The 22,638-nt window shown below is 57.6% G+C and carries 16 protein-coding genes; 2 read left to right on the top strand and 14 right to left on the bottom strand.

Translation table 11 applies throughout. The annotated features are described in order from the left end of the window. The 14 genes from VG146_11085 to VG146_11020 form a co-directional block, all read right to left on the bottom strand. The coding region (locus tag VG146_11085; protein ID HEV2392890.1) for a S8 family serine peptidase at positions 1-1,284 on the bottom strand (1,284 nt) is incomplete at its 3' end. 428 nt (positions 1,285-1,712) lie between these two features. Continuing rightward, positions 1,713-5,660: a hypothetical protein gene (locus VG146_11080; protein HEV2392889.1), complete on the bottom strand. Its 3,948-nt coding sequence runs from the start codon at positions 5,658-5,660 to the stop codon at positions 1,713-1,715. A gap of 296 nt (positions 5,661-5,956) precedes the next feature. Beyond that, positions 5,957-7,114 carry a hypothetical protein gene (locus VG146_11075; GenBank protein ID HEV2392888.1) on the bottom strand — a complete coding sequence of 386 codons (1,158 nt, stop codon included), beginning with the start codon at positions 7,112-7,114 and terminating at the stop codon, positions 5,957-5,959. A 154-nt stretch (positions 7,115-7,268) separates the two neighbouring features. Further along, positions 7,269-8,192, bottom strand: a complete 924-nt coding sequence (locus tag VG146_11070) for a type II secretion system protein (GenBank protein ID HEV2392887.1) — start codon at positions 8,190-8,192, stop codon at positions 7,269-7,271. After that, the gene (locus tag VG146_11065) at positions 8,189-9,034 is read right to left on the bottom strand and encodes a prepilin-type N-terminal cleavage/methylation domain-containing protein (protein HEV2392886.1); all 846 of its coding nucleotides are present in this window, start codon (positions 9,032-9,034) and stop codon (positions 8,189-8,191) included. The genes VG146_11070 and VG146_11065 overlap by 4 nt, the downstream gene beginning before the upstream one ends. 204 nt (positions 9,035-9,238) lie before the next feature. Next, entirely contained in the window at positions 9,239-10,093 is an 855-nt protein-coding gene (locus VG146_11060; protein HEV2392885.1) for a prepilin-type N-terminal cleavage/methylation domain-containing protein, read from the bottom strand. A gap of 290 nt (positions 10,094-10,383) precedes the next feature. Next, positions 10,384-11,184: a prepilin-type N-terminal cleavage/methylation domain-containing protein gene (locus VG146_11055; protein ID HEV2392884.1), complete on the bottom strand. Its 801-nt coding sequence runs from the start codon at positions 11,182-11,184 to the stop codon at positions 10,384-10,386. Between the two features lie 5 nt (positions 11,185-11,189). Continuing rightward, positions 11,190-11,474, bottom strand: a complete 285-nt coding sequence (locus tag VG146_11050) for a CopG family antitoxin (GenBank protein ID HEV2392883.1) — start codon at positions 11,472-11,474, stop codon at positions 11,190-11,192. After that, a complete protein-coding gene (locus VG146_11045) occupies positions 11,471-11,758 on the bottom strand; it encodes a hypothetical protein (GenBank protein ID HEV2392882.1) in 288 nt (95 codons plus the stop codon). The genes VG146_11050 and VG146_11045 overlap by 4 nt, the downstream gene beginning before the upstream one ends. 268 nt (positions 11,759-12,026) lie before the next feature. Beyond that, positions 12,027-13,334, bottom strand: coding sequence for a type II secretion system F family protein (locus VG146_11040; protein ID HEV2392881.1), 1,308 nt, complete (start codon positions 13,332-13,334; stop codon positions 12,027-12,029). Positions 13,335-13,442: 108 nt separating this feature from the next. Further along, positions 13,443-15,146 carry a GspE/PulE family protein gene (locus VG146_11035; protein ID HEV2392880.1) on the bottom strand — a complete coding sequence of 568 codons (1,704 nt, stop codon included), beginning with the start codon at positions 15,144-15,146 and terminating at the stop codon, positions 13,443-13,445. Further along, entirely contained in the window at positions 15,146-16,267 is a 1,122-nt protein-coding gene (locus tag VG146_11030) for a type IV pilus twitching motility protein PilT (protein ID HEV2392879.1), read from the bottom strand. Before VG146_11030 ends, VG146_11035 begins: the two co-directional genes overlap by 1 nt. Before the next feature lie 69 nt (positions 16,268-16,336). Further along, positions 16,337-18,058: an ATPase, T2SS/T4P/T4SS family gene (locus VG146_11025; GenBank protein HEV2392878.1), complete on the bottom strand. Its 1,722-nt coding sequence runs from the start codon at positions 18,056-18,058 to the stop codon at positions 16,337-16,339. A gap of 181 nt (positions 18,059-18,239) precedes the next feature. After that, positions 18,240-20,159 carry a hypothetical protein gene (locus VG146_11020; protein HEV2392877.1) on the bottom strand — a complete coding sequence of 640 codons (1,920 nt, stop codon included), beginning with the start codon at positions 20,157-20,159 and terminating at the stop codon, positions 18,240-18,242. 363 nt (positions 20,160-20,522) lie between these two features. On the opposite strand from VG146_11020, the gene VG146_11015 reads away from it, so the two are divergent. Both VG146_11015 and VG146_11010 read left to right on the top strand, forming a co-directional pair. Beyond that, positions 20,523-21,260 (top strand): prepilin-type N-terminal cleavage/methylation domain-containing protein, encoded by a 738-nt coding sequence (locus VG146_11015; GenBank protein HEV2392876.1) that lies wholly within the window; start codon positions 20,523-20,525, stop codon positions 21,258-21,260. Between the two features lie 45 nt (positions 21,261-21,305). Then, positions 21,306-22,595, top strand: a complete 1,290-nt coding sequence (locus VG146_11010) for a hypothetical protein (GenBank protein ID HEV2392875.1) — start codon at positions 21,306-21,308, stop codon at positions 22,593-22,595. The last annotated feature ends 43 nt before the right edge of the window (positions 22,596-22,638 follow it).

Here is a 22,638-nt window from a genome sequence, read left to right as displayed (position 1 = left end):
GTAGCTGGCGGCAGCCAGGTCGTAGGCCGCGTCGCCGTAGGTCCACGAATTATTCGAGATGACCGCGTTGGTTCGCGCGGCGGTTTGTTGCAGGTCGAAATCAGGCCGGTTCAAATCCATGGAGAAGAGGGTTGCCTGGGGCGCCATGCCGCGGAACTGGCCGTTGGTGCCGGGCATGATCGAGCCCTCGGCGTTGGTCACGGTGGTTGATTCGGTGCCGTCGCCTGCAATCGTGCCGGCCACGTGGGTGCCGTGGCCGTTTGTGTCTAACCCGGCGGCTGGCACATCAAACAGAACACGGTTGGCCAAGTCCGGATGGGTCGAATCGACCCCGGTATCACTCACCGCAACCATCACGCCCAGGCCCTGCAAATCCAGATAGTTATTGGGCGTCACGCTGTCGGCGGCCACGCCCACCGCGGCGCGGCTCAGGTCGTTTGCCAATACCCGCGTCCGGGCCAGTTCGATCTCATGGACACCGGGGATGCCCGCCAGGGCCGGCAGACTATCGACTGGCGGTTGCACCCTGACCACCGGCCCGAACGGAGAGCGGTCTTCGCTGAGGACCTGGGCGCCTAATTGTTGCAGAGCCGCCAGAGCCGAGTCGTGCGCATCGGCAAACAGCAGCAAATTCAGTGTCGTGTTGTCTGGCAGGTTCTTTTGTTGCACCGCCAATGCCAGCAACGAAGGTTGAAGTTTGTAATACGGCTCGTATGGCACCACCGCCTGCACGTCAGACTGGCTGGCAAGCCCTTCCGAGACCGCCTCCGGCGCCCGCACCAGGAAGCCGTTATTGGGCACATAAGCCACCACGGTGGCCCCTTGCGCTTTGAGCAATGCCCGGAACGCATTGTCGATCGGGCCGCGCGCCTGGACGATGTATGCGCCCGGGTCGCCTTTGGCCCGGAGTTGTTCGGGAATGGCCAGGTTGGCCGGCTCGCCTGTATCAAGAAGCGCGTTTTGGAGCAGAATGGCTTTGTCGCTGCGGGCCAACTCGCCCAACCTCTTGGTCGTGTTGCTCAGCCGGTAAGCCACCTGCGCAGACGCGTGGGATTTGGTGGTGGACGAGCTGAGATGGTCCGGCTGGCTCAACAGGCGGGCATTGGTCATCGCCGGAGCGGGCGCCGCGGCTTTGGGACGCTCAGCCGAAGGCTGGTTGGTTTGCGACAGCGAAGAGGCCGCCTTCTTTTGAGCCGCCCACTCATCGCCCAGGTGCCAGAAATAGGCCGCCCCAAGGAAACACAGCAAGCTTATCGAAAGCCAAATCCAGGGTCGCCAGCGCATATAAACAGATTTTGGGCCGAACGCATCGAAAGAGAGTTAATTAGTGCTCGGGTTGAGCGGGAGTTCTAATCATAAGTGAAAGGATAAGGTATGGTATCGGCGGTATTTTTTAAGTTTGATTTACTATGACTTACTTTGACTTTAATTGACTTAAACAGGAGTCTTCGAGACTCGTTTTGCGGGACATCACCTGGTTCGCCGCGCCGCGCCTGCATTTTCTGCATCATGCGGTTCATGAGAAAGAACGGGGCCGAACAGGATGTCGGACGGGCAAACCAAAAGGTGCAACCGTCCGTACGTCCGTGCGAGCGCCGAGGGGGGCGCCGGCTGCGCCCGAGGCGGGCGCGCTCCCCGGGCAGGGGACACATCCGATAGCTGGGAGGGGGTAATCAAGGGGGTTGGGTTGCGGGTCTTAGATTCGCTAACAATTAATCCGGCGGCAGCACGTTAAAGCTCTCGACAACGGCGTGGGGATTATTCGGGAGCCCGTCGATGCGCACGACGGCCCGGGTGGCCGACTCGGCGGTGATCTGGTAATTGGTGCACAAATCGAGGTACGCCCCGCTGGTGACGAGCGAATGCGCCGCCGGTTTCAAGGCCTGGCCGTAGGAATAAATGACAAAGCGCGGCGCATCGCCCCCATGCAGCAATCCCAGAATCTGCTGCGGAATGCGCTCGACGACCGCATCGTTCATTAACCCGGGGTTCCCCACCAGGTAAGGCGAGGCAACCGTAAGCTGCGGCGTCGCGAGAATGTCTCCCAGTTTCTGGTAATAATTATTGGGGAAATTCGTTCGGGAATTGATGATTCCATTGACGACCTGGACGAGTGGTGGCAGTGGGGCTGTCAGACTATAAGGTCCCGCCGGTGTGATGAAGCCATTCGCCGTCAAGTCCGGCATCACGTTGACTCCGCCCAGGACCGCCGACCAGGCAGCCAGGTTTGTATTGTTCACTGAGAGCTTGCCCCGGGCTGCGTTGTCGTTGAACGAGGTTGTGAACAGGTCCAGAATCCTCCAATCGTTTGTAGGCAAGGTGAAAATGGCGTCTTGAACGATGCCCCCCAACGGATTGGTCGAGCTAAGGCCAAAATAGGGGAGATTCGAGAACTGCCCCCAATTGATATTTGTGACCGGGTTCCCTGACCACGCCTGCCAGGCACCCAGGCTCTGCAACATGCCCGGCTGGGTGTATCCAGCCTGGAATAGAATGTTTGTGGATTTGAGGAAAATCGTCTGCCAGGGCGTTCCGCGATGGACGCGCCCGAGCCAGCCTACGTTCGGGAATTTGTTAGTTGGGAAATCCCAAGCATCGGAGCGGGTAACCAGGGGGTCCTTAGCGGCCATTTGCGTCGCCGGGATGCTGGGTGTGCTGCCGCCGAGCGGGTTTCCGCCCCAAGGCTGGTAGCGGTTGTTAATCTGACCCAGGTTATCCAGAGGCGGCACTCGGCTGAAAAAATCTACGTTGGTTCTGACCAAGTCAGTTAGGTCGCCTATCGTGTAATGCACCAGAGGATCATTAGCCTGCCAAGTGGTATGGATGAATATTGGGCGATAGGGATCGTAAGGTGCATAGAAGATATTCGAGCGATAAAAGACCTTGCCATTGTCTTGTGTGAATGCAGGACCCCATCCTTTTAAATTGTAACGGAAAAAGTCTATGGCTGACTCGCCATCCAATCCCAAGTAAGGATCCTGGTTGAAACTGGCTGGCGGGGGGAGTTGCCCATTCAGCGCCATACAAACCCCAATCTGGTTGAGGATTCCCTGGGTCGGTGTGGTTGGCAAATTGAACTGCCGGTTGGTACACCACTGCGCGCCTGGGTCGGTGTAACTCGAAGGATTTCCGCTGCAATCTGCGCCGTAAATTAATGTACTGTTAATGTCCAGCGGCGGGTCCCAATTGTTCAGGTTGACATAATCCACAATCCTATTCGCAGCGGTATCGACCAGGGCAAACACCAACCGGGTATTTAAGGTTAGTGACCAGCGCGGCACGGGGAATTTGCCTCGATCAACAACAGGGAAGATATGAGTCATCGGTTGTTCGAAATAAGGGCGTCCGTTATTGTCCACGTATGACGACTCAGGCAGGTAAAAGAAGTTGGCATTTGTCCCATACGGGAGAACGAAGGAGTATTGCGCCAAGCCGACGTTGGTCCATCCCGGCCATGTTCCTATATTCGTCCTCACACCCAGGACAGGAGCGGTGTTGCTGAGCAAAAGGCTGCCCCTCCCGGCGTCATTGGTATTGGTCAGGATAGCCCTCATATCCGGAGCGGCAATCAACTCAAGATTGCGGGTATAGGCGGGCTGGTATGAATTCCAAGCTTCCAGTCCGAAGATGTTGGTGATGGTGGCAACATACATCACATTGGTTTGGGTGACCGGGCCATTGATCTGGTTCCGACGGAACTCCAGCAGGCGGGAGACGTAGAAATATGTCTGCATCGAGAATTCGTTGAAATTTGGGAATCCCTTTTTAGCACCAATCACCATGGGTACGCCAGAGACCATTGGCTCCGCGTTGACCCCCCGGAAGGGCAATCCAATCAGAGGAATGTCTTGCTGGATTTGGGTTGTGTTTGCCAGATCGACCTGGAGAGGAATCCTCGGGCCTCTCACCATACTGGCATCAAGAACCTCAGCGTATCCCACAATCATTACTACATTGACATTCGTTGGCCCAAACGGCGTCTGGAAGGTTTGGGGAGGTAACCTTCGGAATACCGGCCGAAGCACCGTGGGGCAAAATGGATAGGTGCTAAGAAAGGTGCGATTTGTTGTCGCATCATAGATATTAGCCGCGAGTTGCAAATACCGGTGCACGCTCGCAGTGTAGAAGTTAGTTGGCCAAATCTGGATGCGCAATTCGGTCGTTCCATTGTTGTCCTTATAGAGCAGGTTGGTCAATCCGATGCCCACGCTATACCCCGCGTTGGCCATCAGGCGGGTGGCCACATTTGTCACAAATTGTTCCGCATTGGTCCAAGGGATGAAATTCGTGGCGATGTTCGGCACCACGTTCCCGAAGTTATCCACGTTCTTGTAATTTAAATTGATCTTGCCTGATTCTGGCGCCGACTCGGTCCCCAACGAGGAGAGCAGGCGATAAAAAGTGTAGCGGTTGTAGGAATCGACGTTTGTTCCAGCCGCTGCGAGCCGATCGCTGAATGTGGCACTGCCTGGGACCAGGAACTTTGTTCGATCGAACAGCTCCTGCATGCTGAAGATATGATTGGTGTTATTATCCCCGGACCAAGCGAGTGTCCCTACCCTGTTGAAGTCGGCATCAGGGGGAGCGGGCCACCAGGTATTGGTCATCAAAGGTCCATCCGAATAGCCATCGATGTAATCGCTGCCGAAGGCGTTGGCGCCAATTACGCCAAAAAGGCCCCGTACAGTATGAAGGGTGTTTTTGCTGCCATTATAGCGATACTTCAGAATAGCCAGGGCATCATCAAAAGCGGCGCCGGTATTTGCCAGCGTGGGCAGCGCTCCCCGGTAATTATACGGGGCGGCGCCGTTGTCCCAAAGGTTAGTATTCAGGTCGGCCAAAAACGCGCCGAGATTGATCTCCCAGGTGCCAACGCCCTGGTTTCGGAATAAACTGTCGGTTCCCGGCGGCATGGTGGCAGGCGAGAGATTCTTTGCATAATTATGGATATAATTGATATCCATCGTCTCGCTCGCGGGGGCGACGAGGTAGGCGTAGCGATAGATGAACTCGTTATTGGCCGAGTGGGGCCGGTCCGGGAAGGCCAGGCCGCCGATCCATTGCGGGTCGCCTGTGAAGTAACTATTTGCCAGATTTCCGCTGCTGTCGGGGAAATTCCGGCCCAGCGCGTTGGTAACATACAGCCAGCCTGTGGGTTCGAAGAACCCATTCCGGTTCAAATCCAGGTAATAGCGGAAATCATTGCTCCCGGTAACGGGGTTGGAGATGAAGACTGGGGGACGCGGACTGAACAGCAGGTTCGTCAGATTCTGCAGTTGCTGGGCCTGGGTGAGCGGCGCGAGGGTGCCAGAAACGAAATCATAATTAACGTTGGTCGGGCTGGATAGGCCAGGGAAGAACCCGGCTGGATTGACGTAATTGGTCGAGACCAGCAGGCCCACAGCGAACGGGTTTGTATAGGCCAGTATAGGGGCCATTAACTGGGCTTGGGCCTGTTGGAACGCGGTATCGGCGGCGAGCTTTGCCAGGGACTGGTCGGTGTAGGTGGCCACGTTTCCCTTCTGGCCCTGGCTTAGGACCAGGAAGGCGATGGCCATGAAGGTGATAACCGACAGCAGGATGAGGGTGATGACCAGGGCAATGCCTTGTTGGGACTTGGGGCGATTAAGCCCGCGAACATCCACGCGGCAATTTGCCATAGAACGAGAGTGATGCTTGTCCCGAAGGGACATTTGAGAATAGCCCAATGCTTTAGCGTTGGAGATGGGCCGAGCGGTGGTCCAAGTCCCGAAGGGACGGTTGAAAATGCGGGCCAGTGGGTCAGCCGTCCCTCCGGGACTGTTTGGCGCGCGGGATTCAACCCAACGCTGAAGCGTTGGGCTATTATCGGGTTGTCCCTCCGGGACAACCGGGCGAGACGGCCGGGTCACTCGTAGGCGAGGACGCCTGCGCCACAAATTATCATGCCGGCCAAAGCCGCCTCGACGAGAAAGTTTCATGGATACGCGGTATTATCAACATTGACGACCGGGATGCGCTGGCGGAACAGGTGGACCTGGGCGACATGATTGGAGAGGTAATCGAGCCGGGCGCTCATGACGGGGATGGAGAGGTAATGCTGGAGAATCTGCGGTTCGAGAATCCCCAATTCGAGCTCGACATAGGCCGGCACGGCGTTGCTGGTGAAATAGCAGGCCGCCTGCTCCGCCAAGGGCAGGGATGCGTACGCGGTGGTATTCCAGACGTTGGTGTATGGCCCATACGGGGCAGACGCGAGGAACACGCCGTTAGTTCCGGTAATGCGGTCCGGCACGATGAGAAAGCCGTTATTGGCAAAGGCGCGCAGGCGCAAATGAACGATCCCATCGGCTATGCGGTCGGCGTTAGTCACCGTTAATCCCAGAGCCGCTAGTCTCAGCGCAATGCGGGAGACAACCTGAAAATTGGCGCTGAGGGTGATTGGGCTGAACCTCGGGTAATTGGTCATCGAAAAGCGATAGAGCGCACCCACTGCGCCGCTCGTATCATCCGGCAGGACCTGGTAACCGGCGCCAATCCAGTCCTGGTTGACCTTGGACAGGAAAAAGAAGCGCTGGATGACGTTGGTGCGGTCGGATGGGTTGCCTGGGAGTTGCTGCTCCAAAGGCAACATCGAAGGCGAGAGTTCGACGAAGAAATTGGTCACCTGCCAGTATCCGCCGAAGGGCGATTGAAAGAGGGGATATTGCGACGGGGTCATCTGGCTGAGGTCGCGGGCGGCCATGTCCATGGTGGCGCGGCCCGCTTCGAGGACATCGCTTTGGGTCATGCTGATGCGGAAGGCGCGCTGGGTCTGGTTAAACATGAGCATCAGCCCCAGGACGATGAGGGTGAGCAGGCCCATGGTGATCATTAGCTCGATGAGGGAGAAAGCGGAGAGAGCGCAATGACGCCAAAGGCGTCCTTCATACCAGCCCAGGGCAGCGCCCTGGGAACAGGCATAAGCGTGGGTGTTTGCAGGCCAACGGCCTGCCTCATGGCTCGACCTATAAGGCAGGCCGTTGGCCTGCAAACGGGAGCATGGTTCACCTTTCCCAGGGCGTTGCCCTGGGCTGGTATAAGCGAGGCCTTGGGCCTCTGGCCTTGCATGGTTCTGGCTGAGCAAGGTTGGCAAAAGCGGTAGAGGACTACCGCAGTCCAAGACGCTGGCGCGACCTTTGGCGCGGTCCTCAAACAAAGAGCAAAGGGTGCGTCCGGCGGCTATAGACAGATCGCCCCTGCGGAGTTTCGGGGAGGCGCTAAATGTCCTGTTCGTTTTCACGGCGCTGTCAGTAGATTCCTGGTTGCGCTAGCACGTAGGTCCCGGGTGTGACGAAATAGAGCCGCTGTTCGATGAGAGGGAATCCAGGGAGGTTCGTGCCCTGAATCGACCCGCCAACGGTCGCGCGATACATCTGGTAGCCCGGCCCATTGGTGCCGCCCGGCAGCAACGGCCAGCGAAAGGTCAGGCGCATCTCGTGCAGGTTCGCTTGGAGATTACTGTTCACTACCGAGTAGTTGAACCGGGCAATTCTTTCGTTGGTCGAAATCTGCGGATTCGTCCAGTTGGTCAAAGCCGGGTCCCAATACTGCGGTCCCAAAGCGCCATTGGGTCCGAAGAAATCGACCCCATACGGGCCAACTTCTGTGATCATTTTGTAACTGAGAGCGAGGTCCTGAACCGTCGAGTTGGTTTGCGGAGGTTTTTCGCTGGCTGGGCCGCTCAGCGAACGGACATAGGCGACGAAATGGTTGCTGTAAAAACCGCTGCTTTGGCCGCGTGGGCCACTGGGCAGGAATATAATCTTGGGTGTGCTGAGCAACCCAACGATGCGGAACCCATTAGTAAGCGGGAACTGGGGGTTCATGGACGAGTTGGTGGGCGTGTACCAATCGGTTCGCCGCGTGACAAACTGGCCGGCGGCATTGTAACTCGCGCCGAAGTTCGTAACGGCCATGACGTAATTGGTCAGGTCATCCATGCCGCGTTGGCCATTGCGCAGGGCGTCCAACCATACGCTGGCGTCCTGGTTGATGATCGTTTCCTGCCGGTTCTGTTTTTGCACGTCCATGCCCAAGGGCAGCACGCCGATGATGGCCACCAGGGCGAAGCCGATGACAGCCAGGGAGATGACGATCTCGATCATCGTAAAGGCCAGCAGGCTGCGCCGGTTCATCGGCAGCGGTCTTTCGCAATGGTTGCCCGTCTTCATCTGACCTCCGCTTGGACGGCCCGGGCGCGCCCGGTGAGTCTGTCGATATAAACCAGGCTAAAGCTGGCGCCGTTGGTTGCGTTGCCGACCGGTTGCTCGGTAAAGGAGGGCACCGCCTCGGTTGGCCGGCGGTCCGGGCCGTGCGCAAAGGAGACAACGCCACGGGACAAAGGAATGACCTCAGGAAATCGCGGGTCGCCCGAGACCAAAGCCCCGGTGTAATCGAATGCAATAAATGGAACGGTAACATAGGGCGCGCGCGGCCTTGCTACGGGGGCATCCTCCGACGGGAAAGGGATTGAAGTGGTTTCGTCAAAGCCAGCGACGCGAAAGCCAGGGACCGGGTTCAGGTTGGCGTCGTTGGTGTACACCCAGAAGAAGTAATTGTTCGGAGCGAACTTCAATGGATCAATGAAAGCGCCTTCCGGAAGGGTTTTCCAGGAACCCAGGTAGCGGGCTGTGGGCCGACCCGGCTGGTCGCCAATGCTGCGCAGGGAGACGAAGTTGTAGCCGATGGCCTGCTTGGCCAGGAGATTGGTGCACCGGGAAGGCTTGAGGGCCGCCCAAGCCTGATTGAAAGCCGGGTCATTCCAAAAATTGGTGGGGACAAAGACCATAAAGACCGTTGTGCGCTGGCTGATGGCCAGTTGGCGGGCGCGGGCGAGGTCATCGAGCAACTGGCGTGTGGCCGAGGCGCTGTAATTGGGTCTGAACTTGCTGAGTGTGGGCACCGCGATGGCGGCGATGAGGCCAATGATGGCGATGACGGCCAGGAGCTCGAGGAGGGTGAAGGCGAGGGGGGTTGATTTTTGATTTTCGGCTGCTTCGGCGCCGGGAGGCATTGAACATTGAACGTTGAACGTTGAACATTGAACATTGAACTGCCGGCGAGGGTTCGATGTTGAATGTTCGACGTTGAATGTTCGATGTTCAGTCCGTTGGCCGCCAGGCGCTGAACATCCAACCTCAAATTTCGAACATTCAACGTCCAACTTCGAACGTCCAACTTCGAACTGCGGTACAACTGTCCGTCGATCATTCACAATTTACTGTTTCCAGCTCAGGATATTGTCCTTATTCACCCCAAAATTCGCGTTGTGGCCAGGGTCGATCATCTTGTCGGGGCCGGCCGACCAGACCATCACAGGAGAAGTGGCCTCGTAGCAGGGCTGCCCGCTGGCGTCGATTCCGCCGTATATGAGTCCATTCAATCCGGCTTTCGGAATGGAAACGGAAAGCGGGTCCGCCGAAACCGCCGCAAGCCGATAAAAAGCATCCCGCGCTTTGTCATCGCTGTTGCAGTCAATGGTAATGATATAGGGGTCGCCCCACGGGTCGCGATAGACGAGGTCGGGTCCGATACCGGGCTGGTTTGTATTTACCATGTTGGCGTTAAGGAAACGGGTGCGCTGCGGGTTTTTGACATGACCCTTGTTAATTGTCGGTATCGTCGGAGCGCCCGGGAAATATTCCATGTCGAGCAAGACGGACATTACTTCGGAATTGAACACAACGGCGTTGCCGAAGATTGGCTTGAGAGTCAAAGGTCCTGTCGGGGTTTGGAATACCCCCCCATAGGTAAAGTCCTCGTGCTGGGCGGCGGCCAGGCCGTAGGACAGAGTCGAAATTGGGAAGCGATTATAGGCCTGTTCGTAATCGCGGATGGCGGCGGCTATCTGGCTGATTTCTAGTTGGGCCTGTTTTACTTTTGCCTTCCGCTTGGCGGCGGCCAGTGCCGGCAGCAGCATGGCGGCTAAGATGGCGATGATGGCGATAACGACGAGCAGTTCGATGAGAGTGAACCCGCGTCCGCCGCGCCATGGCCATCGCGTGAAAAGCAGCGCCGGGCGCTTGCTCGGTGGCCGCGCAGGTGTGAAAGCCCTATCAGAAACAGGATTCATAAAGAGGATTGCTGGTTGAATGATGAACGGGCGAGGTTTGAACGGCTGCAAGCTCCAAGGCCGTGCCGGGCGCGCCTGCCAGGACAGCGCTGTGCCATGCGCGCAACGCGGATTGTCCGCGGACCGAGCGAAAAACCTGGCAGCCGGTCGGCGGCGCGAAAACAAAAAGGTTTGGGAGCGGGCGGGCGCGGAACGAGAGGCGGGGGCGCCAGGCGCAGTTGCGCCATCGGACTCGCAAGCGCCTGCGAGGAGCGCCGGACCGAGTTGAGAAGAGCATGAACATAAAACGCCTAGTACACTACCAGCCACTGCGGATTCCAGTTGCAGATGCGGTTGGTCTGACCCGCTACAAGGACATCAATCCATAAATCGTACGAATTGGGATTATTGGTGGGCGTGGACGAATTGTAGCACCAGGGATTGATCTTTCCCGAGGTAATGCCCGGGAACATCAGCGGCCCCTCGACCGCGCTGCCCAGAATGTTAAACGAGGGACTGCTCGAGCCGGGCTTTGTTATCGTCAGGAATTGTCCTGCCCTAAGTTCCCGGATGAAGCCGACCGCCGCGCGCGCTTCATCGCCGCCACCGGGCCGCGTCGAGTTGGCGAAGCCGGTAATGGCCACGCCAAAAGCGCGGGGCACATCCATGGCGCGTATCTGCGCCTCCCCTTTGAGCGTAGTGTAAACTCCGCCCCCAGCATCATTGTAAGTCGTTCCCATCAATTCGTAATAGAGGGGGTTGATGGACGGGATGTTGGTGGAGGCGGGGGGGTAATAGCCGAGTTTGGTTTTGTAGGCCTCAATGGCCGTCTGGACGTTTTGCAGTTCTGCCCGCGCCCTGGAACGGATGGTGGCCCGCTTGACGGCGCCGGTAATAGGGAAGATCAAGGCCGCCAGAATGGCGATGATAGCAATGACAACCAGAAGCTCGATGAGGGTGAAGGCGAGGAGGCTTGATTCTTGATTTTTGATTTTTGATTTTTGATTTTCGGCTGCTTTGGCACGGGAAGGCGTTGGACATCGAACATTCAACATCGAACATCCAACGTTGAACCGCCGGCCCGGACGCGCGTATTGGTTTGATTGGTTCATAGCCCTTACCGTTCCCGGAGTTCCTGTTCCATCCTCTCGCTCAGCCACTGCTTAATCATACTCTGATAATTTAAATACCTGGACCGAGCCAGGCGCTTTATCCGCGCCAGCATACGCGGGTCCATCCGGAGCGTGATGGTTATCGACTCGGCGCCATCGGAGTTGCCGGCCACCGCCGATTCCATCAAACGCAGGTCCGGCCTGTTCTCGGCCCAGAAATTCGCTTCGGCCTCTTCGCTGTCGAAGATGGGCACGTCTTCCCATTTGGCTATTGGTTGCATCTGACTCATTGCGCCAAGGTCTGGTCCAGCTTCCGCTGGTAAAAGAACCGCTCCTCGGGCTGAAATGGCCGGGCGAATATGACCCGGACTTGTTTGCCGTTGGTGCGATACACGCTGAAGATTCCCGCCCCGCCGGCCGTCATGCCCAGGTTGAAAAACCGGGTCTGCGCCGAGAACCTCGGCGAGTCTGGCAGCAGGCGGACCGCAAAGGGGTCTTCAAACGATTCTTCGATTTCCTGCAAGGTCAAAGAGCTGTCGAGATTGAAGGGCGGATTATTCCAATCAAACTCCATAGAGTCTCAGGTGCTGTATATCGTTCGCCCATGCAATGTCGTTACAATGTATTTACACATGGCGCAGAATTTGTCAACAAGTTTCGTTCAAAAAAAGGATGAAAAAGGCGTGGGCAAGCAAGAGCAGGGGCAGCGGGCACTCAATAATTGAACTTTTTGAGGGAAACATAGCAAGAGCGCTTGGACAAAAGCTGCCCAAGCGCAGGGTTTTTTGGAGGTCTGAGGGGAACCCCCATAGCAGATGGCCAATCGCGAGTCGCCGATCGCCTTAATCTCCATTTTTGCCGCCGCCGGAGTCGCCGACGCGGTTCATGAGGTCGATAAGGGGCATGAACATGGCGATGACAATACTGCCGACGATAACGGCCAGGAACACGATCATGATCGGTTCGAGCAAGGAAGTCATGGCGGCGACGGCGTTATCGACTTCATCATCGTAGTTATCGGCTATCTTGAGAAGCATTTCGGGCAGGGCGCCGGTTTGCTCGCCGACATCGACCATGCTGATGACCATTGGTGGGAAGATGCCGGAGGCCTCGAGAGGGGCGGTAATGGTTTCGCCCTCTTTGACGCTTTCATGAACGGAGGCAACGGCGTTGCTGACGATGACATTGCCGGCGGTTTCCTTGACGATGGTAAGGGCCTGGAGGATGGGCACGCCGCTGCTGACCAGTGTGCCCAGGGTGCGGGTGAACCTCGAGATAGCGACCTTGCTGATGACCGGGCCGATGACGGGCATTTTGAGTTTGAATTTGTCCCAGAGCCTGCGGCCAAGCTTGGTGCGGATGAGGAGGTTAAAGATGATCAGAAAAACGGCGATAATGCCCATGGTTTCGAGGATATGATCTTTAACCATGGTGCTGATGCCCAGGACCAGCCGGGTGAAGGCGGGCAATTGAGCGCCTTCCAACATGCCCTCGAATACGGCCTTGAATGAGGGAATGACCTTCACCATGAGGATCATTAGGATGCCGGTGGCGACGACCAGCACGGCGCAGGGATAGAACATGGCGGCAATGACCTTGCCCTTGATCTTCTGGGCCTTTTCCATGAACTCGGAGAGGCGGTTCAGGACCACTTCGAGCACGCCGCCCAGTTCGCCGGCCTTAACCATGTTGACAAAGAGGCGATTGAAGACCTTGGGGTGTTGGGCCAGGCCCTCGGAAAAGGTGCTGCCGCCTTCAATGGACAAGGCCAACTCGCCGAGGATGTTCTTGAGAGTGGGATGTCTTTCCTGTTTTTCGAGGACGCGCAACCCGCGCAGCAAGGGCAAACCGGCATCCACCAGCGTCGCCAACTGGCGGGTGAACGTGGCGAGCACTTTGCTCTTCACCCTGCCGCTCAGACCGGGGATGTTGATGTTTATGTTCATCCCCTTCCCCTTGGGCTTGCCTTTGGCCTTGGCAGGCTTGCCCTTCTCCGGTTTGTCCTTGGACTTGTCCAGCTCGACGATCTTGGTCGGGAACAGGCCCATGTCCTTAACCCGGCTGATGGCTTCGTTTTGGCTGGCGACTTCGAGCGTGCCCTTGGTCTCCTTGCCATGTTGGTCCATGGCGACGTAATTGAACTTAGGCATATGAAGAGAACAGGGTAATGCAGAACTGAAGTGATGGAGTAGCGGGGTGATTCCGGTGGGTGCGAGCAGCTACCCTGCACTCCATCACTCGATTACTCCAGTTCTTGTTCACGTGTACTTTACAACTTCTTCAATGGTTGTATCACCGTCGAAAATGGTGCGCAAGCCGTCTTCGCGCAGGGTGACCATGCCCAGCTCGACGGCTTTTTGGCGCAAGACTACCGTGGGGGCGCGCTCGTTAATCAATGCCCGGATGCTGTCATTAATGGTCAGCAGCTCGAATATCCCTTTGCGCCCGCGATAGCCGGTATCATTGCAGGTCGAGCAGCCGCGCCCGTAATAGAATACCTTTTCGCCCAGGTCATGCGGGGAGAGGTTGAGCATGGCCAATTGGTTTTCGGTCGGCTCGAAGGGGGTGCGGCAATTCTTGCAGACGGTGCGGACCAGGCGCTGGCCGAGGACGCCCATGAGGGTGGATGAAATCAGGAACGGCTCGACGCCCATATCGACCATACGGGTGATGGCGCCGGGCGAATCGTTGGTGTGAAGGGTGCTGAGCACCAAGTGGCCCGTAAGGGAGGCCTGGATGGAAATCTGGGCTGTCTCGAGGTCGCGCATTTCACCCACCATGATAATGTCGGGGTCCTGGCGCAGGAAGGAGCGCAAGGCCCTGCTGAAGGTCAGGCCGACGGCTTCGTTGATGGCGACCTGCATGATGCCTTCGATGTCGTATTCGACGGGGTCTTCCGCCGTGAGCAGCTTGGAATCCATCGTATTGACGCGGCGCAGGCAGGAGTAAAGGGTGGTCGTCTTGCCGCAGCCAGTCGGGCCGGTGACGACGAGGATGCCGTTTGGCCGCAGGATGGCCTCGGTCATGTATTCGTAGATCATTTTAGGCAGCCCCAGCGACTCGACTTCCAGGTTCACCGCGCTGCGGTCCAGAACACGCAACACCACCGATTCGCCAAACTGGGTCGGCAAGGTCGAGACGCGCAGATCGATGGTCTTGCTGCCCATCGGGTAGTTGATGCGCCCGTCCTGGGGGAGGCGGCGTTCGGAGATATTCAAGTTGGCCATCACCTTGATGCGCGAGATGACCGGCAGCGCCAGGTGCTTGGGCGGAGGCGACATCTCATAGAGCGCACCGTCCACCCGGTAGCGGATGCGAAACTCAGTCTCGAAAGGTTCGAAATGGATGTCGCTGGCGCGGTCCTGAACGGCCTGGAAGAGGACCAGGTTGACGAACCGGACGATGGGGGCCTGGTTGGCGAGGTCTTCCATCGCGCTGGCATTCTCGACGGCAATGGTGGCTTCCCGGGCCAAATCCTTGTCCATGCCCAGTTCCTTGAGGACCTCGGAAAAGCTGTCATCAATCCCTGCGCCATCGGGGTAGAATTTGTCGATGGCCTTTTGAATGGCTGCGGGGTCAGCAACGACGAGCTGGACATCCTTTCTGACAAGGAAACCGATTTCATCCACACGCGCCGGGTTGAGGGGATCGACCAGGGCAATCTTAATGCTGGAGCCATCGACGTTGACCGGCAGGCATTGATACATGCGGGCGGTTTTGGCCGGGATGGTCTTAATGACCTCAGGGCTGATATCGCCTAAAGTGACGACCTCGGTGCTGAGTTGGTTGGCAATGACCTGGAGGATATCGTCCAGGGTCATGATGCCAAAGTCCTGTAGAATCTGGATGACAGGTTTGCCGCTGCGTTTGAACTCGGCAACGACCTCTTCGAACTGCAGGTCATCGACCAGGCCCTGCTCTTTGACCAGGGACAGCAGTGGATTTGAGATGTCTTCGGCCATCAGGTCTTTCCTTCCATTAAACCGGCGGTATCGGCGCCGACGGCCTGGGCCAACTCGAGTTCCTGGAGCTTGGCCTGGATGGTCACCGGGTCCTGGGCCTTGGTCACCACTTCCTCGCGCGCGATCATACCCGCAAGATACTTATCGATGAGGAAAGAGTCCAGTGTCACCATGCCATATTTGGCGCCGGTCTGGATGTCCGACTGGATGCGGAACGATTTATTATCCCGGATGAGGGCTGCAATCGAGGGGGTGTTGACCATGATCTCGAACACCGCAACCCGGCCTGGTTTGTCGATACGCGGGATGAGCAACTGCGAGATGACCGCCTGCATCACCGTCGAGAGCTGAATGCGGATTTGCTCCTGCTGGTTGGTGGGAAAGGCGTTGACGACGCGGTCGATTGTCTTGGCCGCCCCGGTCGTGTGGAGCGTCCCAAAGACCAAGTGCCCCGTCTCCGCCGCCGTGATGGCCGCATCAATGGTTTCGAGGTCGCGCATTTCACCGACGAGAATCACATCGGGGTCCTGGCGCAAGGCCCGGCGCAGGGCCTCGGCAAAGTTGGGGACATCGACGCCGATCTCGCGCTGGGTGACCAGGGCTTTCTTATGCTTGTGATAATACTCGATGGGGTCCTCGATGGTGATGATATGGGCCTCGTCGCGCTCTTCGTTGATGATGTTAATCATCGAGGCCAGGGTGGTGGTCTTGCCCGAACCCGTGGGGCCGGTCACCAGCACCAGGCCGCGCGGTTTGTAGAGCAGCTCCTTGGCCGAGGGCGGAATGCCAATCTGCTCCATGGTCAGGAGTTTGCTGGGGATTTGGCGCAGGACCAGGCCGAAGTTGCCCTTCTCCTTAAAAACGCTCACACGGAAGCGCGCCATCTCGCCGAAGGCGAAGCCGAAGTCGGCTCCGCCGCGTTCACGCACCCCCTGGATGTGGTCTTCGGAAGTGATGCTGCGCATCAATTCCTCGGTGCCTTCAGGAGCCAGAGCGGGACCTTCGACCCGATGGAGAATGCCATGAACGCGGATGGTGGGAGGAGTCCCCACACGGATGTGGAGGTCGGAGGCGCCTTCAGAGACGACCAACTGCAGGAGATCGGACATCGAGTAGGACATGCTAACTCAATTCAATAGTAGCTTCATTTAGCCATGAGATTAGACTGCGGGAAAGCACAAACGTCACGGTCAATCCACATCGCCCACGGTGGCGCGAATGACCTCATCGGGGGTAGTCAAACCGGCAAGGACCTTGCGAATCCCGTCTTCGCGCAGCGTGCGCATTCCCATTTCCCGGGCGCGCACCCGGAGGACAGACGACGACACCTTCTCGTAGATGAGCTTGCGCGCATCGTCGTCGATGACGAATATCTCGAAAATGCCGAAGCGGCCCCTGAAGCCGGTGTTATTGCAGTTGCCGCAGCCTTTGCCGCGCAGGAAGGAGGCGTTCTGGGTGCTGGCGGCGTCCAGGCCGAGGCTCTTCATCTCGCCCTCAGTGGGCACATACGGCATGGCGCACTGCTTGCACACCCGGCGCACCAGGCGCTGGGCCATCAGGGCGCGGGTCGAGGAAGCCACTAGGAACGGTTTGACCCCGATGTCGATGAGGCGGGTGACGGCGCTGGGCGCGTCATTGGTGTGGAGCGTGGAGAAGACCAGGTGCCCCGTCAGCGATGCGTTGATGGCTATCGAGGCGGTTTCCATATCGCGTATTTCCCCAATCATAATCACGTTGGGGGCCTGGCGGAGAATCGAACGCAACGCGGCGGAAAAGGTCAACCCGACCGCTTCATTGACCTGCACCTGGTTTATCCCAGAGAGGATGTATTCGACCGGGTCCTCGACGGTAATGATCTTGCGGTCGGGCCGGTTGATGAAATGCAAGCAGGAATAGAGGGTGGTGGTCTTGCCCGAGCCGGTGGGGCCGGTGACGAGCAGGATGCCATCGGGCAAGGCAATCAGCCGCTCGAATGTCTGCTGGTCGTCTGTAAAGAAGCCAAGTTCGGGCAATCCAAGGCGCAGACCCTCTTTATCAAGGATACGCATAACGATGCTTTCGCCGTGGTTGGTGGGCAGGCAGGAGACGCGCAAATCGATCAGTTTGTTGCCCACACTGGTCTGGATACGGCCATCCTGAGGGATCCGGTGCTCGGAGATGGACATGTTGGACTGAATCTTCAAGCGGCTGACGATAGCGGCCTGCAACCGCTTGGGCGGAGGTTTCATCTCATGCAGCACGCCGTCAATCCGGTAACGGACCCGGAAGGTTTTTGCGAGCGGTTCGAGGTGAATGTCCGAAGCCCGCAGCTTAAACGCATCAACAATCAGCGTATTGACCAATTTGATGAGGGGCGCATCGGCTTCCACAACCCCACCGTCTCCCGCAGCGGCTGCTTCAATCTCGACATGCTCGCGGGTGAGGTCCTCGATGGCCTCCTTGTAACGCGGGTCAGACATGATTGCGCCCGTGCCGCCGCGTTCGGCGTAGTAGCGGCTGAGGGCCGTTTCGATGTCGGCTTCGGAGGCGACCTGCAAAGTGATCTCCATGTGCAGCAGATGCTGCAGGCTGTCGATTGTGTCCAGGTCGGATGGGTCGGCTAAGGCCACCGTCAGGGAGCTGTCGTGTTTATAGACCGGCACGACCCTGTATTTCCGCGCGATGTGCCGCGGGATGGTCGAGATAACGTCGTCGGCTATTTTCAGGTCGTTGAGATTGACCACCTCGGCGCCGAAGTGGGCCGCTTTGGCCTGGGTAACATCCGCCGGGCGGATGACCTTATTGGCCAGCATCAGGTCCACTACACCCACACCCGCTGACTTGGCCTCGGTGCGGAGTTCCGCCACTCTATCTGGGGTTACGAACCCGAGGTCCACCAGGATATCGATCAGATAATCGTCTTTTTCAGCCACGAATTGGTTCGCGCTCGACTCAACGGCGTCTTCGCGCTGTTCAACAGAGTAATGGCCGGTGGATAGTTGTCAATGCAGACCCCTGCACTTACAGGCCCTTCGTCTCATCACGGTGAGACCGGAAGAAAAAAGGCGCCGGGCCATGCCCGGCGCCTTTCGGGTTAGTTTAAAACAGACGGCCTTAAGGGGTGACTGTCGTAGCCGTCCCGGTGCCCGGGGCGATAGTGGTGGTAGCCGTGTCAGTTGCGGTAAGTGTTTGGCTGCCCGCGGTGGCGAAAAACGGGCTAAACGTTGCTGTGCCGTTGACCAGTGCCGCGTCCATTGGCGGGGCAAAGTTGGGGTCACTGCTGGTAAAGGTCACATTATCGGTGACGCTTGGGATGACGTTCCAGTCCTGATCCACCGCATTGACGATCACATTAAAATTGACGCCGACTTTTTGAGGAAGAGGCGTGCCCGTCTTGCCGGTGGGCGTGTTGGGAGCTGCCGTTTCGCCCGGCATGAGCACCTGGAGTTTGACCGGAACGCGCTTCACCATCCGGAAGTAACTATGGCTGGTCGAAGGGACCACGGTGCTGTCGATTTTGACGACCTTCGAGGAACCTTGGACAATTGCATTACTGGCGAGCGTGGTGTCCACCCAGGAGCCTGGGCTCAAATCGGGGCTGACCTGCACCACATCAAAGCCACGGTCCGGCAGCGTCCAGTTGAGCCACCAGAGGTCGTTGGTTTTCACGATGAAAACGTCCTGGGGCGTATCCGCCCTTAGCATCCAGATGTTCGTGTCGAGGTCAGGCCCCGTGAACTTATCATCGATGGTGCTTGCAGCCGAGATTTGTACGCGGCTCAGAGTGACGCGCTGACCGCTATTGGCAGTCTGATTTGGTTGGACGCCAAAATACGCAGTCACCGGCGGCGGGAAAGCGTTTTGCACGGCAACCAGGTCCGGGAAGTTGAAATTGGTGCTGGCGCCCCCGGGGACCGTCACGGTGACGTTGGTGTCATGAAGGAAACTCAAGGTCCAGGTCCCGATGGGGTTGGTAGCGGTGATGGTGCTCAGTGCGCCGGCGCCGTACATCATGCTATTGTTATTGGGTTCATTGGTCTTGTAGCGGAAGGTAGCCGTGGCGCTGCCGTTAAGCTGATCCTGGATATCCAGGAAGGCGCAGTTGGCTTCATTCCAATCGGGCGAGTTCTCCGTTCCAGGAGAAGAAGCAAGGAACACATGGGTCTGGAAACCTTGATAGATAGCCGGCGGGTAATCGGAGATGGTGAACGAGTAGGTGACCGGTTTGGAATCGCTGTTACCCACCCAGCCCCAGTCGCCACTGGCAGTGGCAATATTGTCCCGCGAGTATTGTCCGGCGGCAGCGACCAGGTTCAACCCGGGATGCCCGCTCACAGGCGAGAGGCCCATCGTTGGGGGTCTTATGTTCTTGGTGAGGTTCGTTTGGAAGATAATATTGTCCACCCAGAAGGTCTGGTCGCCATTAATCGCGCCCGGCTGCCACGGATAATAGATGATGAAGGCAGTAATCTGGTCGATATTTGGGGTAGCGGCATCGATGGGGCAGGTGATATGCGCCCAGCCGTTGCTGTTGAAATGAGGAAAATCCGATAGCCATACCTGGTTCCATGTGGGCGTCGAAACACCAAACTGCAAGTGCCCGTAATCTCCGGCAGCGGTTTTTGCCGAAGCCGGGTCGAATTTGATATCGAACGACAGGTCGTAGTAAAATCCATTGACCCGCTGGGACGGGTCCACCCAGTAATTCTGCGTGCCATCCACTTCCTGCCAAATGCAGAGCTGATTCTGGGTCGTGGTCTGATTCCAATGGACGACGATCTTTTCGGCGCCTGACCCGGCGTTATTCGGGCCAAGAGTCGTTGTGGCATTCTCGGCCCCATCCCAGGATTGATCCCAGGTCGGGTCTCCCCACCACTGCACGAAACTGTTAATAATCCCGCCACCTGCAGTATCGAATTGGCCTAAAATGACATTGGTGTAGGTTTGGGCCTGAACAAGGCTAAGCGAACCGGCTAGCAGCGCGCCAACAGCCGCCGTGCGTAGCCTTCGCAATACAATGGAATTCTGTTTCATAGGCCTATCCTGCTCTTTGGGGGTTTTAAACATGACGCATTACTTCTTTCGACGGGGGCCAGCCTCGGACCCAAGCACTGTTCGAGGAAATCCTGTCCAGCACTCCAATGCTGAACCTGGTCTTTTCTCGCCAATAGACTCGAGTTTTATGAGGCGACCGTTCAAGTTTCAAGCTCTTTGAGTTTAGCAGGGAGACTCTGGATGACATGTCGTTAAAATGTAGTACACCGGTTCTTGCTCTCAGAGGAGCAATATCCGGTTAGAACCTCCTAACATTTGGAAAATGACCCGCACCCCCGCGGTTCCTGTTTGCAATTCCATCGGTCTATTCTATCATGCCTACTATGCTGAATAAGGGTTGCCATGCGCATTCCTGAACCCCGCCTCCGGCTTTCAAGGGAGTGGCGGCGTTTTGCATTCACTCTCATCGAATTGCTTGTGGTTATCGCAATCATTGCGATCCTTGCGGCAATGCTCTTGCCCGCTCTGGCCGGTGCGAAACAAAAATCCCAGCGCGCCTCCTGCCTGTCGAACTTGAGGCAAATCGGCTTAGCCTTCGAGATGTATCTGGACGACCACCAGGACCGGTTTATGGACCGGCGCGACCTCAAAACTACCTTGCCGGGAGGCTACAAGCCTTGGACGAGCTGGCCTCCGTCAGACCCACGCGCCGGCTGGGCTGCCAGCGCCCTGCGCGGATACGGGGCCCTCGATACGGTTTGGGCTTGCACCGCCGCGCTGAACACTCCCGCCGGCACCGCTTTGCAGAGTACCCAGGCAACTTCGGCCCTGACCAACACCCTTGTGTCGCGCTACTGGGCATGGCGCTTTGATCGCCCGGATGACCCGGTGGGTTTGGAAGATTTCTGGGGCAAAACCGAAGTCCAAGCCGTTGTCGATTTGCAAGCGGCGAATGACCCGCAGGTCGGCGTCATCAACGGTCCCTGTGATGTGGAGTTGGTTGTGGACCCTTACTTTCCCTCAACGGTTCCCAGCGTTCAGGCCGACCTCAAAGGCCGCACCATTCATCCAGGCGGCCGCAACCGGGTCCTGCTTGATGGCCACGTCCAGTTCCTTAAGGACAAGCGTACCCCGTTGTAGCGAGGTAGACACTCTCGCTTCTATTGCGCTTGTGAATGCCAAAAAATGCCGAAAATATTCTGGTTAACTCTTCTCTTTGGCTGTTCTGTTGCCGCGGCCCCTGCGATTGTCATTACCAATCTGCCCTCGTATGGTTCATCCGCCAGTTTAGCTGGTGAAGTGCTGGAGGTCGATCCCGCAACCCACAAGGTGGCCGTCTTCATTTACGTGCCTGGGGCCGGCTGGCACTCGAAACCGTACTGCGCCTCGCCATTGACTGCGATTCGAGCAGATGGGAGCTGGACCACGGACATCACAACTGGCGGCAACGATGCTTTGGCCAGCCGTGTGGCCGCATTCGTAGTGAGCACCAATTTTAATCAGCCTTGTGTCAGCGGGCTGAGTTTCTTGCCCACCAATGTTTTCGCCCAGGCCCTCTGCAGCGCGGTAGTGACGCGTCAGCAGCCCGGCACACGTTGGCTCAGTTTTGCCGGATACGATTGGCGGGTCAAAACCAGCGCGGGCCCCGTGGGGCCCGGTCCGAATTATTTCTCCGACAGCGCCAGCAACATCTGGGTGGATGCTCAAGGACAGTTGCACGCCAGGATAACCAACCGCTCGAACCAGTGGCAATGCGCCGAACTCGTGTCGGCGCGAACATTCGGCTACGGCAGCTACCGTTTCGAGCTGAATTCGCGTGTGGATAATCTGAACCCGAATGTGGTTCTTGGGCTGTTCACCTGGAGTGATGACCCGGCCTATACCCATCGGGAAATCGACGTCGAATGCTCGCGTTGGGGCGTTGCAGCCGATCCGAACAACGCGCAATTCGTCGTGCAACCTTATTCTCCGCCCGGCCACCTGGTCCGCTACGCCGTGCCGGCGGGTCTGACCAACTCGACGCACCTGTTTACCTGGCAGAACAACCGCATCGCTTTTGAATGCCAGCGCGGCTGCTATTCGCCCGTTCCCGCGGCCAGCAACATCGTGGCAAGCTGGGCTTACTCGCTCGCCGTGCCACAGACCGGGGATGAGAATGTGCGAATCAATTTGTGGCTCATGAACGGGGCGGCGCCGACGGATAATCAAGAGGCCGAGGTTGTCATCAAGAGCTTCGATTTCGTGCCGCTGGCGCCCGCGTCATCGGTGACCCTGACCAATTCCAGCCGCTGGCCGGATGGCTCTTTTCACTTTTCGTTCAAGGCTCAACCGGATTGGCATTATACCGTCCAGGAATCAACCCACCCGCCCCTGTGGCAGGATGCGGCAACCTTCCTCGCCACCAATGGCCTGGTTGAATTCTTTGAATCAGCCGCCGAGGCACAAAAGTTCTTTCGCGCCGTCACGCTGCCCTAACCCGCCCTTGACAGCCGCGTTTGTTGAATTAATTTAGCGGCGC

The sequence above is a fragment of the Verrucomicrobiia bacterium genome (assembly GCA_035946615.1).
Lineage (GTDB): Bacteria > Verrucomicrobiota > Verrucomicrobiia > Limisphaerales > UBA8199 > DASYZB01.
This window is presented reverse-complemented; position numbering and strand designations above follow the sequence as displayed.